This is a genomic window from Blautia massiliensis (ex Durand et al. 2017) (assembly GCF_051861785.1).
GTDB classification, from domain to species: Bacteria; Bacillota; Clostridia; order Lachnospirales; family Lachnospiraceae; genus Blautia_A; species Blautia_A luti_A.
The window spans coordinates 1,776,886-1,792,188 of the sequence record NZ_CP146725.1; the positions used below are offsets into that span (position 1 = coordinate 1,776,886).

General features: G+C 44.4%; 17 protein-coding genes. 1 reads left to right on the plus strand and 16 read right to left on the minus strand.

Going from position 1 to position 15,303, the window contains the following annotated elements; all coding sequences use genetic code 11:
• Position 1: 1 nt before the first annotated feature.
• From V9W66_RS08455 to V9W66_RS08515, 13 genes are all read right to left on the minus strand, one after another.
• Positions 2-1,312 carry an MATE family efflux transporter gene (locus tag V9W66_RS08455; RefSeq protein ID WP_144093955.1) on the minus strand — a complete coding sequence of 437 codons (1,311 nt, stop codon included), beginning with the start codon at positions 1,310-1,312 and terminating at the stop codon, positions 2-4.
• Between the two features lie 79 nt (positions 1,313-1,391).
• On the minus strand, positions 1,392-2,408 hold the full coding sequence (locus V9W66_RS08460) for a U32 family peptidase (RefSeq protein ID WP_243121683.1): 1,017 nt from the start codon (positions 2,406-2,408) through the stop codon (positions 1,392-1,394).
• A gap of 78 nt (positions 2,409-2,486) precedes the next feature.
• Complete coding sequence (locus tag V9W66_RS08465) at positions 2,487-3,932, minus strand: hypothetical protein (RefSeq protein ID WP_144093954.1); 1,446 nt, start codon at positions 3,930-3,932, stop codon at positions 2,487-2,489.
• A 23-nt stretch (positions 3,933-3,955) separates the two neighbouring features.
• Positions 3,956-4,831, minus strand: a complete 876-nt coding sequence (locus tag V9W66_RS08470; protein ID WP_118516071.1) for a NifB/NifX family molybdenum-iron cluster-binding protein — start codon at positions 4,829-4,831, stop codon at positions 3,956-3,958.
• Between the two features lie 72 nt (positions 4,832-4,903).
• Positions 4,904-5,059, minus strand: coding sequence for a hypothetical protein (locus V9W66_RS08475; protein WP_186290051.1), 156 nt, complete (start codon positions 5,057-5,059; stop codon positions 4,904-4,906).
• Between the two features lie 188 nt (positions 5,060-5,247).
• The gene (locus V9W66_RS08480) at positions 5,248-5,394 is read right to left on the minus strand and encodes a metallophosphoesterase (RefSeq protein ID WP_186290050.1); all 147 of its coding nucleotides are present in this window, start codon (positions 5,392-5,394) and stop codon (positions 5,248-5,250) included.
• 27 nt (positions 5,395-5,421) lie between these two features.
• Entirely contained in the window at positions 5,422-5,871 is a 450-nt protein-coding gene (locus V9W66_RS08485) for an Ig-like domain-containing protein (RefSeq protein ID WP_243121682.1), read from the minus strand.
• A 141-nt stretch (positions 5,872-6,012) separates the two neighbouring features.
• Positions 6,013-6,732: an aspartate/glutamate racemase family protein gene (locus V9W66_RS08490; protein WP_144093952.1), complete on the minus strand. Its 720-nt coding sequence runs from the start codon at positions 6,730-6,732 to the stop codon at positions 6,013-6,015.
• 3 nt (positions 6,733-6,735) lie between these two features.
• The gene (locus tag V9W66_RS08495; protein WP_243125571.1) at positions 6,736-8,289 is read right to left on the minus strand and encodes an alanine/glycine:cation symporter family protein; all 1,554 of its coding nucleotides are present in this window, start codon (positions 8,287-8,289) and stop codon (positions 6,736-6,738) included.
• A gap of 39 nt (positions 8,290-8,328) precedes the next feature.
• Positions 8,329-9,168 carry a polysaccharide deacetylase family protein gene (locus V9W66_RS08500; RefSeq protein WP_144094947.1) on the minus strand — a complete coding sequence of 280 codons (840 nt, stop codon included), beginning with the start codon at positions 9,166-9,168 and terminating at the stop codon, positions 8,329-8,331.
• 2 nt (positions 9,169-9,170) lie between these two features.
• Positions 9,171-10,028 (minus strand): polysaccharide deacetylase family protein, encoded by an 858-nt coding sequence (locus V9W66_RS08505; RefSeq protein ID WP_144094945.1) that lies wholly within the window; start codon positions 10,026-10,028, stop codon positions 9,171-9,173.
• Between the two features lie 188 nt (positions 10,029-10,216).
• Positions 10,217-10,936, minus strand: coding sequence for a FadR/GntR family transcriptional regulator (locus tag V9W66_RS08510; RefSeq protein WP_144094943.1), 720 nt, complete (start codon positions 10,934-10,936; stop codon positions 10,217-10,219).
• Between the two features lie 234 nt (positions 10,937-11,170).
• On the minus strand, positions 11,171-11,308 hold the full coding sequence (locus tag V9W66_RS08515; protein ID WP_186290097.1) for a hypothetical protein: 138 nt from the start codon (positions 11,306-11,308) through the stop codon (positions 11,171-11,173).
• Between the two features lie 127 nt (positions 11,309-11,435).
• On the opposite strand from V9W66_RS08515, the gene V9W66_RS08520 reads away from it, so the two are divergent.
• Complete coding sequence (locus V9W66_RS08520; protein ID WP_144094941.1) at positions 11,436-12,209, plus strand: alpha/beta hydrolase; 774 nt, start codon at positions 11,436-11,438, stop codon at positions 12,207-12,209.
• Between the two features lie 11 nt (positions 12,210-12,220).
• Here V9W66_RS08520 and V9W66_RS08525 read toward each other — a convergent pair whose 3' ends face one another.
• From V9W66_RS08525 to V9W66_RS08535, 3 genes are read right to left on the minus strand one after another with little or no spacing between them, the layout of a single operon-like run.
• Entirely contained in the window at positions 12,221-12,967 is a 747-nt protein-coding gene (locus tag V9W66_RS08525) for a class I SAM-dependent methyltransferase (RefSeq protein ID WP_059086419.1), read from the minus strand.
• A 1-nt stretch (position 12,968) separates the two neighbouring features.
• Positions 12,969-13,721 (minus strand): class I SAM-dependent methyltransferase, encoded by a 753-nt coding sequence (locus V9W66_RS08530; RefSeq protein ID WP_144094011.1) that lies wholly within the window; start codon positions 13,719-13,721, stop codon positions 12,969-12,971.
• Between the two features lie 4 nt (positions 13,722-13,725).
• The gene (locus V9W66_RS08535) at positions 13,726-15,294 is read right to left on the minus strand and encodes a nickel ABC transporter substrate-binding protein (RefSeq protein WP_243121696.1); all 1,569 of its coding nucleotides are present in this window, start codon (positions 15,292-15,294) and stop codon (positions 13,726-13,728) included.
• Positions 15,295-15,303 lie beyond the last annotated feature (9 nt).

Sequence of the window (15,303 nt, forward strand, 5' to 3'; positions counted from 1 at the left end):
TTTATATCCTTTCTCCTGAAAATATATTCTTTTTCCGCCCGGATCCCGCCAGTATCAGGATCACAGCAAATGTAATGATCTCTGAACTCAGAAAGGAACTCCACACGCCATTGATCCCAAATAATCCGGACAAGATCACCGCACTTGCAGCAATAGCGATCACACCACGCATAAGCGATCCCACGATCGCCGGAACTGCACGATCCACTGCCGAAAAATACGCCACCAGCATAATATTGATCCCCGCAAACAGGAATCCCAGGAAGTAGATCCGCAGGCCCACATGTGCATAATCCAGAAGCTGCTGGTTATTTTCACTGTTAAAAACAGCGACCAGATTGTCTGTAAAGCCCCACACCACCAGGATCGTCACCGCTTCCAGCACTGCGCAGGAAACCAGACTCCAGCGAAGCAGGCTTTTTACATGGTCACGCTGTCCTTCTCCGTAGCTTTTGCTGATAAGTGGCTGTGCACCCTGCGCCAGTCCGTTAAAAATAGACATTGCCACAAGGGAAAGATTAGCCACTACTCCGTAGGCCGCCACGCTTACATTTCCTGCGATCCCAAGAAGAAGCATGTTAAAAATGATCGTAATGATCGCTGAGGAAAGCTCTCCGACAAAGGCCGAAATCCCAAGCTGACAGCATGAGATCAGATGGCGGATGGAAGGCCGTACCCACCGGAAACCTACGTGGTTCTTTTTTCCAAGATAATGGGTTGTGCAGATCGCCATTGTGATGGCAGGGCTGATGGCTGTTGCCAGCGCCGCTCCGGCAAGCCCAAGCTTCATTGGGAACATAAAAATATAGTCAAACACAATATTGAAAAGACTTGCGGAAATCGCCCCTGCCATGGCAGTGGAGGTTCCCTGGTCATTTCTTGCAAAAGCAGTAAACGTATAATTAGCCATAAACAGCGGCGTAGTGATCAGCATGATCCTGAGATAGCTTTTTCCAAGGGCAGTCAGACCTGCATCTGCGCCAAGAAAGTGAAGAAATTTCTCCGGTGCAAGAATACCTGTGATAATAAAAGGCACACTGCACAGAACACTCCAGAAAACAGACTGCAGAAAATAGTGATCCGTATTCTCACCCTTGGCTCTGTTAATCCCGAATCGGGTGGCAGAACCGATACCGATCATTGCCCCGATAGCATATACCAATCCATACACCGGAAGGATCAGATTCAGAACTGCCAGGCCATCTGAGCCTGAATAAACTGATATAAAAAATGTATCCGCCAGAATATAAACCGATATTCCGATCATACCTGCAATGCTTTGAAAAATATATTTAAAAAACTGCCTCAGCATATATGCACCATATCCTTTCCTGATTCTGGTTTTCATCCCATTTATCATTTGATCTAACTCAAAAAAGCTTCCCTTTTTGTTACTGATAATAACATCTTCCGCTACACCCCGCCGGAAACACTGTCCGTTTTAACGTATATTTAAATTCCCTCTCATTTTCTGCAGCGTCCAGAATTTCCAACGCTTTTCGCAAATTCCGGATATCTTTTTCCATGTGATCCACATAGTTTCCCCGGCCAACCAGCTTCAGATGCGTGATCCCTGCCTGCTTCAGCTGATACAGTGCACACAGTCCACAGCCTGTCTCACCACAAAGATATCCGGATTCATCATATGCTTTCAGATCCGGTTCCTGATCCCACGCCTGCTCCTGAAGAGCCATTATTTTTTCCGGAACAGCATCACCATTCCGTACAGTTCCAAGCCAATAGGACACCCTGCAAAGATATCCCATCTCATCACAGTGAAGAGAATTACAGAATGCTCCCGTAAACTGGCACATCTCATTCAGCACAAAGGCCTCCAACTCCATTCCCGCCTCCGGTCGGATCCCGGCCTGTTTTTCCACTTCTCTCTGAGATGCAATAACAGACTGCATATCCCGGAATGTGTTTTTCCGATGAAAGATCAATCTCTTCAGAGGAAAGCGCCGGAACATCTTCAGCATTTCGCTGTTCACTTCCCCTGTCTCTCCGCTGAGATGGATCTCACAGGAAATCCCCCTGTTTTTCAGATAAACAAGAAGCGCCGGATCTGCAATGATATAGCTTCGAAATCCAATTCCCATGCACTTTTCTATGATATCTCCGATCTCCGGATACTGTTCCGGAAGATAATACAGGGAATTGAAGGTGAGATGCACCGGCTTTTTATATTTTTTCACCATCCGGGAAAGAATTTCCAGCTCACTGTATGCTCCAAGCTGAACATTACAGCAGAGAACCTCCCTGCGATTTAACGGCATTACTGTGCCGTATTTTTCCGCCCAGGAAAATGGTACATAGCCACAGAAAAATTCATCTGCTCCTGCCTGCACAAAACGTTCATATTCATCTATGGAGCCTAACCCGGCGGTTATTTTCATACCGTTATCCATGTCCTGTTCCTTTTTTCCGCAATGTATTCTTGTCAAACGGATATTCGCGATTCACCTTCGAAGCCTGCTCATCACCTGTCATATATTAACAACAATGCGATCCGGCTTTGTGCCTTTTATATTTTTCCACATTTCCGTTGACTCCGGAAGTGTTTTATCCACACCAAACAGGGAGTTATACCGCCCTGCCATGTGTAAATGTTCCGGATAAAGCAGTGCGTATTTTTCACAGAATTTCGGACAGTGCTCCACAAGCTGCTGTGTACCGCGATCTCCGGTGGTGCACAAAGCATACAATGGACAGTACTGCGAAGTGTTTGTCTGATAAAAAGGCAAATGCAGACTGTTTTTTCCCGGCGGAAGCTCCTGTGGATATCCGCAGGACTCCCATTCGTATCTGTGGATATGAAATTCTTCAGCCAGAAAATCCCGATAAAACCCCGCATTCAGGCTGTTTTGCTGAAATAATAAGGTATCACCGGATTTATATTTCATTCGCGGATCCTTTTTTCGTTTATTGAGCAATGTGCCCAGAACAGGACGCAGGCGAGATGTTTTTCCACAGAGCATTTCCACCATGGCCCAGTCATTGACTACGATTTCCACATTCACCCCATGAATACAGCACCAGTTATCCACATTTTCCAGAAGCTTTCCCACAGACGAAAGCATAAATTCCCGGATATAAGAAAATACCAGTGTGATCTCCGATCCCTCCGAATACATTTTATCCATGATAGAAAAAAGCTGCTCTTCTGTCGGAAACAGATTATGGCAGAACTGATTTCCAATATAAAATCTGTCCGGTATCCGGCCTGCAAAATAACTGTGAGTGAGATAATTCTTCTGCCAGTAAGACGCCAGAAAAGCCTGCAGCGGCTGGCACAGATATTCTTCATACAGGGAAGTGCAGTTTAATTCCAGGGCAAACTCTGCATTATCCAAAAGCCTTAATTCTTCTGCACCCATTGTATCCTGTGGATTTCCGGAAACCTTTTCATTTTCTCTGAAAAACCACCGCTTCTTCTGTTCCTCCAGACTCCTGCAGTGCATCTCATCCAGCTCCGCAGGATAACCGGTCAGTGATTTCGCCAGCTCTCCATCGTCTCCATCCAGCTTCAGACGGATATATCGGTTGTACTCTCCGGCCAGACGCCGAACCTCCTGTACATAATCCTTCTGTTCCACTCTCACAGAATATTCCCTGTAAAAATATTTTCCGGTTTTCTTTTCAACTGGCTGTTGCTCCTGCAGGCATTGCTCCTCTGCTGCACTCATCCCAAACCTCCGGATCTCCACTCTCCTGTACCCGGCTTTTTTCATATCATAAAAACAGATCAGAAACTGCTCCGGTTCCGGGCATTCCTCTGCCAGCCGAAATCGAAATCCATCTTCACCCAGCTCTGTGATCCGGATTTCTTTACTGTCCATAAAGCCGGACAGTAATCCAAATGGTATCATAGAGATTCTCATCAGGAAAGTTTCCTCCCTTCCGACAAAAAAGGAGATGCCATATGCTCCCATACAGCACCTCCCACTGCTCCTGCTTATTTCACTTCTACTAATTCAATTCTGAAATTCAGCTCTTTACCTGCCATCTCATGATTAGCATCGAAAGTAATGGTTTTTTCATCTTTTGCGTTAACTTTAACCGGGAACGGCTGACCATACTGATTGGAGAGGTATACCTGCTGTCCTACAGTAAGATCCTCTGCACCCGGAAGCTGTTCGATCTCAAGTGTAAAAATCGCATCCGGATTCGGCATACCGTAAGCTTCCTCAGGCATCAGATGAACATCTACCACCTGACCAACCTCCATGTTTGCAACTGCAGCATCAAAGCCTTTGATCATCTGGCCTGCTCCGCAGATGAATTCCAGTGGCTCGCCACGGTCATAGGAAGAATCGAACTGTGTTCCGTCGTTAAAGGTTCCTCTGTAATGTGTACGGCAGGTTTTTCCGACATTAGGACCTGTGATAGATGGCTGGGAACCGCATCCGCCGCCACAGCCTCCGCAGGAATGTCCGTCTTCATGACCGCCGCAGGAGTGTCCATCCTCATGGCTTCCGCAGGAATGTCCATCCTCATGATGGTGATGATCACAGTTCACACCTGTGGATACCAGCTCGCCCTTCAGATAAGCATCCACAGCCGCATCTACGTCACCCTGTGCTCCGGAACATAACTCAACACCAGCCTCAGCAAGTGCTGCCTGAGCGCCGCCACCGATTCCGCCACAGATCAGAACGCTGATTCCCTGATCTGCAAGAAGTCCGGCAAGTGCACCATGTCCGGTGCCATTGGAGCTGATCACTTCACTGGAAACAACCTTGTTATCTTCCACCTCGTACACCTTGAAAAACTCCGTTTTTCCAAAATGCTGGAAAATATTTCCGTTGTCGTATGTTGCTGCAATTTTCATTTGTAAAACCCTCCATTAATCAGATATATGTCTCATTAGTATAGCCCGATACCAGTATAAAAGCAAGGATAATCACCAGATCTTTTTTCCCGTTTCCATATCTACAAGATCCAGATAGATCACCCGGAACTTTTCGCCAAATTCCTGATCTCTGTGCCAGTGCCCAAAGTACCAACGGGTCAGTGAATCATATACCGTCTCATTTACATACTGCAGATAATTCTGCAATTGCCGTTCTTCCATCGCCGAGTGATATCCGCCAAGTGAAGGTATAAGATTTAACGGACAGGTATGTGTAATTACATAATCTACCTTATAGTCACAGGCCTTAAGATTTTTATTTCCGTTCTCATAATCTTCCTCAGAAGGAACCTCTTCCTTCCAGTAACTTTTGTTCAGGGTACGATATGCCCTGTCTATGGAAAAAGCTCCTCCAAAACAAAATCTCCGGCAACAAATAATGCATCTCCCTCTCGAAGCTGTCTGCTAATCATCGTTAATGCCGCAGTGTTACCATGTAGATCTCCGGTAATAAGCAATCTTCCTGACATTTCTGTTTCCATACCGTTTCACCTCCTTCCTGATGCGTCTTACATCATTCTCTCACAGGTAAGATAATCTGCGCCCCAGTTTTTATAGCAGTCTGCAATACTGGAATCCGTAAACAGCCACAACGCAACTTTAATATTTTTCGAATGTGCTTTGGCTATTATATTTCTGTAGGTACATCCATACTGGGCACTTATGTCAAATTTATATCTGGCACATTCATTCAGCGCTGCACTGGTAATCTGATCCCGGAGTATCCACTGTATGCTTACAGTTCCTGTTGTTTTTGGTGTTACAACACCACTGGATGAAACGGTTGCGATTTTCGTATTCGAAGATTTATAAAATACTGTACTTCCATGTTTTTCCGGCTTCAGCTGTGCTGTTCTTCCCTTTTTTGTTTTTATCGGGGTTGTTTTATATCCGGTAAAATCTGTGTATATGAGCTGATTATATGTATACACTTTACAGGAAATTTTTTTTTCCACCATAAACAGCAGAAATCTGAACATTCCATAAATTTATTATGCCGTAAAGATCGGTCATTTACAAGTTTCATATCTCTGTTTTATATGCAAAAAACACCTTCCGGGTCTAAGCCGGAAAGTGTTTCTGACCTGTTATTTTTCTGTTTATAATTCTACGTTACTGCTGTTTGTAAAAACCGGATAAACCGCCGGGATGTGTCTCATTCCAACTCTTACGCACAATTCCGCATATGCAACAGCCAGAAATGCCGGATCGATGATCTTCACCGGAAGTTCTTTTTCCAGTTTTTCTCCGTATCCTGCCATTCCAAGACAGCCCAGGATGATCCCGTCGGAATGATCTTCCTCCACCGCTTTTTTGCAGACCGCTTTCAGATATTTTTCCGTTACTTCCGGATTGGAGCGCAGCTCTCCGATTGGAATGTCCAGCGCCCGGACCGCTGCCATTTTTTCCCTGGCAATGCCGTTTCGCATCAGACGGCGGTAGGTTCTCGGAATATTGATACTCTCCGAAGTCAGCACCGTAAAACGGTTACAGATCATACTTGCCGCAGCCAGGCTGGTTTCTCCGGGGCCGATCACCGGAATTCTTACATTTTCACGGATGGCGTCAATCCCCACATCACTGAAACAGTAGATCACAATAGCGTCGTATCCTTCTTTTTCCGCACGGATACTCTCCTTCACCATTTCCGCTGCCGCAAAAGCTTCGTCTGTATTACAGTCCAGTTCGTCCGGACCTTTTTTGATACAGTCCACAGAAACCTCCGCATCGGAAGAAAGTGCCGCTTTCAGCATACGCTCCCTTGCATCCATGGTTTCCCGGCTCATGGCCTTGTCCGACATGATCACTTTTATTTTCATTTTTTACCTGCTTTCTTTTGCTGCTTCAACAGTCCATACATCCGATTCTACACCAATCTCGAACGCAATAAAACGCTTGCCTGGATTTTTCTTGTAATTTTCGTATGCTTTGGTAACCAGTTTTCTTCCAACCAGAAGTGTAGGGATGTTCACGAAGATCAAAATTACATTGATCAGGTCAGATACATACCACAGGTTATCCAGCTGAAGTCCGGACAGTACAGTCAGAGTTCCAAGAGGAACAAAGATCAGCGCGCCAAGGCATCTTGTAAAGTAGATAAATTTCTTATTCTTGGAAATCTTGTTTGCCGCAATCTCTGTGTAAGTCAGGTCACAGAGAAGTGTTGTAAACGCAAACAATCCAAATGCAACAACCACGATGATAAATACGATCACATCCAGGATTCCGTCACCTGGTGCCAGTTCCTTGACAGATGTCAGGAAAGTTCCGATCTTGTTGGCTTTCATCACATCCCAGTCAATGGACGGATTGTTCCAGATCGCACCTGCAGTTACCACAAAACCAGCCAGGGAACAGATCACGATCGTATCTACAAATACACCGATGGACTGAATAAATCCCTGCTCGCATGGATGATTGGCATCCGCAATAGAGGAAGCCTGTGTCGCGGTACCCATACCAGCCTCATTGGATAAAAGTCCTCGTTTCAGTCCCTGCGCCATAGCTACACCAAATGCTCCGCCGAAAATAGCGCTTGGTTTAAATGCTCCCACAAATACAGCTGCAAAAAATCCCGGTACTTTTCCAATATTCAGAACAATCAGTACCAGCACGATTAAAACATATAAACCTGCCATAACCGGTACAACCGCATCGGAAAATTTTGTTACGCTTTTAATTCCACCAAATGTGATAACTGCGATGACCACGATGATGGCAGCTGCGATCACATAATACAGCGGATCTGTTACCTGCGTTGTTTTTCCCGTTACTTCATCTGCAATGGAACTTACTGCTGTAAATACATGGAACGTATGTACCGGAATACTCAGCATGTTGTAGATCAGATACATGATACACATTGTTGCTCCGATCCATGCTTTGTTTTTCCAGATCTTCTGGATATAGAAGGTAAAACCTCCTACGTATTCGTTGCCTTTTCTCTCTTTGAAAATCTGTGCCAGTGTTGCCTCACAGAAAGAGGTTGCCATTCCCAGAAATGCGGAAACCCACATCCAGAAGATTGCTCCCGGTCCTCCAATGGTTACCGCTCCGGTTACACCGACAATATTTCCGGCTCCCACACGGCCGCCCATACTGACCAGAAAGGCCGCCAGCTGGGAAGTTCCAACTTTTGCCTGCTGTTTGGAAGTCAGAAGACGGATTCCTGTTTTAAATTCTTTTACCTGTACAAATCCAAACCGTAAAGTAAAATACAAACTTCCGCCAAGAAGAAGCAGAAATGCAATGGACAGCTGCCCTAAGATCGGAATGTTTGCGTACGCATCAATGTTTGTCGGAAAGTCCCAGAGAAAATCCGCCACCGGAACTACCTGTGCAAAAAGCTGATTTACCAGTTCAAATATATGAGCCATGAATGCTCTCCCTTCTTTTCCCGTTATATGTATGCCCTCTTACCGATCCTGACTGCTTTTCAGACAGTATTCATACATTTCCTCACCGGTTGTCCACCATACACCATCAAAAGTTTCAATATAATCCAGAAGTTCTTCCAGAAGTCCGATCCTGCCCGGTGCACCGATGGCTGCCGGATCCAGCTGCAGAACATAGCAGAGGCCATATTCATGACATCCGAAAAATTCATCTTTCCAGTTATTCAGAACTCCTGTATAATTCGCGATCCTGCCCTGTCCTGCCGGAAATGCCGGATGATAGTTGAATGCAAAATACGGAAGATCATAATTAACCCAGTGAATAGGAATCTCCAGGATCTTATCCTCTCCCAGGTCTTTCCAGTATGGTCTGTCGTCATCGCAGAGATTGCTGGAATACACCAGCCCGTTTTTCTTTGCGATCCGTAAAGTATCCAGTGTCAGCTCGCCTTCCGGGGAACGGAATCCCTTCGGTGTAACGCCACATACTTTTTCGATGGCCTGGATTCCTTTTTTGATGGCGCTTTCCTGCTCTTCTTCGGATAACAGTGCCATATGTTCATGGTGATATCCCAGCGCCGCAATTTCGTGGCCTTTTTCAACAATGGCTTTCAGCTTATCCGGATACTGCTCCGCTACCCATCCCGGAGTAAAAAATGTTGCGCGGATTCCACGTTCTTCCAGAATTTTTAAGATACGGTCCACACCTCTTGTCATTCCATACTGGCCAAGAGAAAGAGTCTTTGGCATATCTTTGCAGGTCGGATCTAACTGCAGCCAGAACAGTTCCGCATTCAGGTTGATGGTGATCATGGCGCTGCATTTTTTGTTTTCCGGCCACTTTGGTCTTTCCAGTTTCATCCTTATTTTTCCTCCTGTTCTTCTGAATGGCTTCGATACCAGTCTGAAACTTCTGTTCCGGTTGCTACCCAGACATCCTCTTTGGATGTGATCTGCTCCAGCATATGTTTCAGGATCTGGATCCTTCCAGGAGATCCGATCACCTGCGGATGGCTCATGTAGGAAATACAAAGTCCTTCTTTGTAGTGCCCGCGGAATTCTCTCATGAAATTATCTTCTACCAGACGATAACTGGAAATTCGATCCTGGCCTGCCGGCTCTGCCGGATACATATTATAGGCCATGGCCACGTAATCATCTACTTCCCATTTCGTCGGGATTTCGATAAAATCAGTTTTTTCACCGTTTATCACAGTCCGGTATGGTCTGTCATCCCCACGCATGGAGCTTGAATAGCGAAAACCTCTCTCGTACAGAAGCTGTGGTGTGATCTTTGCCCAGTCACCGGATGGTGTCCGGAATCCTGTTACTTCATGGCCAATGAGATCTTTAAAAATCCTCTGTGTTTTCTCAATGATCTCAATCTGTTCTTCTGTTGTTTTTCCCGCAAATCTCTCATGTGCGTATCCATGATGTCCGATCTCATGTCCTGCCTCTGCGATCCTCATGATCACTTCCGGATAACGCTCTGCTGTTAATCCCGGTACAAAAAATGTAGCTTTTACACCGTAACTCTCCAGCATATCCAGGATACGGTCCACGCAGCGCTTCGGTCCGTACTGGCCTACGGATAAGGATTTGATGTATTTCTCACCATTTGGAAGTCCACGGTTTCCGTTTTCCCAGGTGGTATCTCCGTCTACGTCGAAGGTAAACATTACCGCACATTTTTTACCTTCCGGCCATTTCAAATTTCCCATTGTGTATTCCTTTCTGTTCTTTCTGGATTGTGAATTATCGTCTGAATACATATTCATTCTTTTTGAATTAATATTTGTTCACTTGGTCACCCACTTGTTTATAAAGAATAGCACCCGAAGGTGCTTTTCGTCAATATTTTTTTAATTTTTGATGTTTTTTATATCTGGTTAAATGCATATTTAATCAATTATTTTTCAAAACAGATCGTATCTTCCTTCAGCATATCCATCGTAACCTGAAGATGCTCATGCATCAGCCTCTGTGCTGCCTCGGTATCCCGCCTACGGATCGCGTCGATGATCTGTCGGTGAGATTCCAGCTCCTGCTTCTCCGATGTGGCTTCCAGCACATCATAAAACTGACCGTACATCATATCCAGAATGGCATTCAGTACCAGCTCCAGGGTCTGGGTCATAAACATGCTGCCTGTTTTTTCTGCATAGAGTTTGTGCAGTTCAAATTCTCCGGTTGTAGTTCCGGTTGTTTCGTAGGTATGTTCCACTTTTTTGTAGGCTTTTTCCAGGTCATCAATATCCTCCTCAGAGGCGTTGCGGATGATAAGCTCTACGCCTTTTACTTCCAGAACCTGACGTACTTCATAAGCTTCCAGCATGGAATAGCGTTCCAGATTTTTGCTGAGACTTTCTGTGCGTTTCTCTGAACCATGGCCTGGCTGTTCTCTTAAGAATCTTCCTTTTCCCTGATAGGAAACGATCACGCCTCTGGTTTCCAGAACATGAAAAGCTTCTCGCAGAACATTCCGGCTGACTTTCAGCTGTTCGATCAGTTCTCTCTCCGGCGGAAGCTTTCCTCCTGGCTGGATATGCTTCTCGTCGATCAGCCTGTAAAGTTCTTCTACTACTTCTTCGTATAATAAAGTCCGTGCGGATTGACTTCTTAATTTCATATATTTCTCCAATCTGTTGATCTTTATGGTTTGGGAAACCTGCGGTATATTTTGCTGCCCTATAAGATTTTATTATAATTGTATTTCTTATGGTTGTGCAACAGGATTTTTGTCCCAAAAGCATCCATTTTTTCATAAAAAAACAGCTAACCCGTTTTTACAGGTTAACTGCTTTTACGCCGAAGCAAAATAATTTTCCAAAAACTCCAAACATACATATCATAAATATCAACGTCAACGTAATTTCTCTTTTTCTCCAGTCATACTTACTGGTATAAACTCTGATCTGTTTTCTATTCCAAGCTTTTCACTGAATTTCGGATCGTTTTCCATTTTTTCCAGGATCCGTATCAGCTGCAATCTTCTTGTCACATCCACACCGCCACCTCTTTCTCTCTGCCGGCCCTTGCTGTCACTCGATGAATCCAGTATAATAGAGCCATCTGTAAAAATAAACGATTTATATGTTGAAAAAACTTCATATAAGGAGAAAAATAAAATGAAATCATACGAAGAATTACTTTCCGATATTGAAGAAGATATGGAACTCATGGGTTCCTCACATATGGTTTATGCCATGGAAGAAGACAGTATTATCACCGATTACGATTACCTTCCATCTGACTCCTGCACAATCTCTATTACTTTAAGAGAACTTCAGGAAAAAATCCATCTGCAGATGCTCTATGCAAAAACCTCCGCACATATACCTGAAGCAGATAAAAATGCCCCGAAATTAGCTGTTGTTTTTCCGGGCATCGGATATACTGCCGACAAGCCGCTTCTGTACTATACCAGCCGCCTTGCCGGCAAACACGGCTACAAAATCCGCACGGTATCCTATGGCATCCTCCCGGAAAATGTCAAAGGAGATCCTGAAAAAATGAAACAGGCCTTTGACCTTGCCCTGGAACAGACAGAACGCTCCTTAGGCAGCATCGACTGGAATTCCTATGGCAGCATTCTGTTTATTTCCAAAAGCATTGGTACAGTCATCTCCTCTGCCTATGCTTCCCGACACGATCTGACTGTAAAAAGCATCCTGTTCACTCCTCTTGCAGAAACCTTTTCCTTCCCACTTGCCGGAAGCATCGCCTTCCACGGCACCGCAGATCCCTGGGCCGAAACCAATTCCATCCGGGAACTGGCAGCGCAGAAAGATGTCCCTCTCTTTCTCACCCAAAACGCCAACCATTCTCTGGAAACCGGTGATGTACTGACGGATATCTTTATTCTAAAAACCACAATGGAGCGGGTCCAGCGTTTTATTTAACGCCGGCCCGCTTATTTTTCTCCACCCACTAAAAACTGAGGTGTCAGCTTATTCAGCTCACGTTCCATGGAAGTTCTGGAAATATCACTGATGTCCTTCAGGGCAAACACTTTGGAAAAGCCGATCTCCATCATGTAATCCAGATCCCATGCCGGACGCTTTTTATCACTCATAAACAGCTTACTGCTGAGTTCTTTCCCTGTTTCCGCATCTTCATGAGCATGGATACCTCTTCCATATTTTTCCCACATGGCAGCATCATGTGCCTCGTAAATCTTTTTCTTTTCTTCATCATAAAGATGCAGATACCAGCAGGCGTCCGATACCAAAAGACGTCCGCCTTTTTTCAGTACACGCAGCCACTCCTTGTAAGCCTTCTGTGGATCGTCCAGCGTCCAGGTGATATTTCTGCAGATAACCATATCAAATGTCTCATCCGGGAAATTCAGATTGTGGCAGTCCATAGTCATCAGATCTGCGGATAAACCTGCTGCCTTTACATTTTCCTTTGCTTCATGGATCATATTTTCAGTAATATCGATCCCGGTCACATGATGTCCCTCTTTTCCCAGCATAATTTCAAAAAATCCCGGCCCGCAGCCTACGTCCAGTACTTCCAGATGTTCTTTTTCCGGCGCATACTCCAGAATCAGATTCTTCCAGTTTTCTGCTGTTTCACTTTTCAATTCTGCCTTGATCCCTTCGCTGTAAATGCCAGCTTCTCCTTCCCAGTACTCTTTGATCTTATCGTTTTGCATGTCACTTCTCCTTCTTTGTGGCTACTACAATAAATTTTTTTCCCTGATATCCGTATTTCCAGAAATCCATCGTCCATGGTCTGTTCAGCCAGCGGTTCTCTCTGATCTGGATCCTGGCAAAGCGTACCTTCTTTAATATCTGAAAGTCCGCTTCCGGACGCTTCTGCGATGTAAATGGCAGCTTTTCATAAATTCCGCTGTTTTCCTTCACGTCAGATCGATATATTTTTCTTTCTGTAACATAAATAAGAAAATCAGCAATTTTCATATAGATCTTATTTTTTAATGTGGGTTCGATGGTCCGATAGTCCCCATCAAAATAAATGATCCTTCCACCTGGTTTTAATACAGCCTTCCAGCGTCTGAAAGCTTTTTCCGGATCATATAATGTCCACACCGCATCTCTGGAAAGTATCACATCATAGCTTTGTTCCTGTTCCAATGGCAAAGTTACACCATCTTCCTCACAGATTTCCACCTGCTGATGATACTGCCGCATATTCCTTCTGGCTTTTTCTACCATTCCTGATGAACCATCAATCGCTTTTACATCATGTCCCAGACGCGCTGCTATGATGCTCATAAAACCCGGGCCGCAGCCCACTTCTAAAATACGAAGGGGCTCAGGTCCAAGAAGTCTTTTCAATTCTTTTGTCCAGTAAGATACCGTTCTTTTGTTACTCAATTGTTTTTGGATCATATCATCATAATCACCGGAATCTTCTGTCCATTTATTCTCGATCTTTTCAAACATTTTTTTACTCCACTACATCCAGTGTTGCCCAGTTAATGCCTTCATAGGCAGTCGGTGCAAGCTCTACATTGGTCAGTCTGGTATTGTTATAGATATAATCACGGTTCGGATAATACAGCGGTACTGTTACTGCCTGATCATTGATACGTGTGAGGATCTTATCGTATAATTCCGTCCGCTTTTCTTCATCCTGTGTCTTTAATACTTCTCCGAGATCTTTGTTCAGCTCCTCATCGTACCAGTTTACTGCCTTTGCTCCATCTTCCGCATAGAACATTGATTTCAGGAATCCATGAGGCATCCAGGAATCTTCATAGCTGCGGTAAATACACAGATCGTAATCTCTGGTGTTCCAGATCTCATCATAGTAAGCTGCGGATTCTTTTTCTACCAGTTCAATACCTACACCAACCTTCTCATATTCAGATTTCAGGAATTCACAAAGAGATTTCCATGAAGCATATTCTTCAGTCTGGAATACCAGTCTGAGGCTCAGTGGTTCTCCGTCTTTTTCTACAATACCATCTCCATCTGTATCCTCATATCCTGCTTCCTTTAACAGTTCCTTTGCTTTATCCGGATCATATGGATAGCCCTTGCTGTTTTCTTCTGTTACATAAGGAACTGTCGGAGACATAAGTCCGGTTGCAGGATTGCCGTAACCATCCAGCAGATCATTTACAATGCTTTCTTTATTTGTTGCATAATTCAGTGCCTGACGTACGTTTACATCCTGAAGCGCCGGTGTATCATAATTTTCGATCAGATAGTAAGAAAGTGTGGAAACCTGCTGTTCTGTCGATAAATTTTTATCTGCCTGGATAATACTGAAGCTTTCGGGTGGAATATCCTGAAGATTCAGATCTGCCTCTCCACTCTGAAGTGCCATCACTCTGGCATCACCGTCTACCACCTGTTTCAGAACTACTTTATCAATATTTGGTTTCTCACCGTAATAATTAGGATTTGGTACCAGGACAACCTCCTGACCGCTTTCATAACTGTCGATCATCCACATTCCGGTACCCACTTCCTGACAAAATTCTCCGTCTTCATCCAGTGCACTTTCACAGGTGAAACGGAATGGTCTTGGATAGCTGAATTCGATCAGCAGTGTATAGCATGGTTCTGCGAACTTAAATTCTACAGTATAATCATCTACCTTTGTAACATTTTCCAGTTTGGCTGAAAAGTTACCGGTCACATCCTGTTTCACCCATCTGTTATAATTCCACATCACATTGTCTGCATTAAACACTGTACCGTCTGAGAATTTCACATCTTTTCTTAAATGAAACGTATAGGTTGTGCCATCTTTGCTGATATCCCAGGATTCTGCCAATGCCGGTTTAATTTCTCCATTTTCTCCATAACGCACCAGTGGATCATAGATCATTTCATAAAGACGAAAGTCCGGACCACTTTTTATAGGGTCACAAAGTTCAGGAGTCAGATCAATGGATGTCATTGCCGTAACTACTTTTTCCTCTTTTGCCTGTACATTGACACCTGTCAGTAAAGTTGCCGCCACCATGCTCAATGCTATCAATTTTGCTACACGTCTTTTCTTCATTTCTTCCTC

Coding starts and splice junctions, on each gene's coding strand:
- V9W66_RS08530 (WP_144094011.1), bottom strand. CDS start 13,721: ATGTTTGAAAAGATCGAGAATAAATGGACAGAAGATTCCGGTGATTAT.
- V9W66_RS08480 (WP_186290050.1), bottom strand. CDS start 5,394: ATGGAAACAGAAATGTCAGGAAGATTGCTTATTACCGGAGATCTACAT.
- V9W66_RS08495 (WP_243125571.1), bottom strand. CDS start 8,289: ATGGCTCATATATTTGAACTGGTAAATCAGCTTTTTGCACAGGTAGTT.
- V9W66_RS08535 (WP_243121696.1), bottom strand. CDS start 15,294: ATGAAGAAAAGACGTGTAGCAAAATTGATAGCATTGAGCATGGTGGCG.
- V9W66_RS08505 (WP_144094945.1), bottom strand. CDS start 10,028: ATGGGAAATTTGAAATGGCCGGAAGGTAAAAAATGTGCGGTAATGTTT.
- V9W66_RS08525 (WP_059086419.1), bottom strand. CDS start 12,967: ATGCAAAACGATAAGATCAAAGAGTACTGGGAAGGAGAAGCTGGCATT.
- V9W66_RS08520 (WP_144094941.1), top strand. CDS start 11,436: ATGAAATCATACGAAGAATTACTTTCCGATATTGAAGAAGATATGGAA.
- V9W66_RS08485 (WP_243121682.1), bottom strand. CDS start 5,871: ATGGTGGAAAAAAAAATTTCCTGTAAAGTGTATACATATAATCAGCTC.
- V9W66_RS08500 (WP_144094947.1), bottom strand. CDS start 9,168: ATGAAACTGGAAAGACCAAAGTGGCCGGAAAACAAAAAATGCAGCGCC.
- V9W66_RS08470 (WP_118516071.1), bottom strand. CDS start 4,831: ATGAAAATTGCAGCAACATACGACAACGGAAATATTTTCCAGCATTTT.
- V9W66_RS08510 (WP_144094943.1), bottom strand. CDS start 10,936: ATGAAATTAAGAAGTCAATCCGCACGGACTTTATTATACGAAGAAGTA.
- V9W66_RS08490 (WP_144093952.1), bottom strand. CDS start 6,732: ATGAAAATAAAAGTGATCATGTCGGACAAGGCCATGAGCCGGGAAACC.
- V9W66_RS08460 (WP_243121683.1), bottom strand. CDS start 2,408: ATGGATAACGGTATGAAAATAACCGCCGGGTTAGGCTCCATAGATGAA.
- V9W66_RS08465 (WP_144093954.1), bottom strand. CDS start 3,932: ATGGGAGCATATGGCATCTCCTTTTTTGTCGGAAGGGAGGAAACTTTC.
- V9W66_RS08455 (WP_144093955.1), bottom strand. CDS start 1,312: ATGCTGAGGCAGTTTTTTAAATATATTTTTCAAAGCATTGCAGGTATG.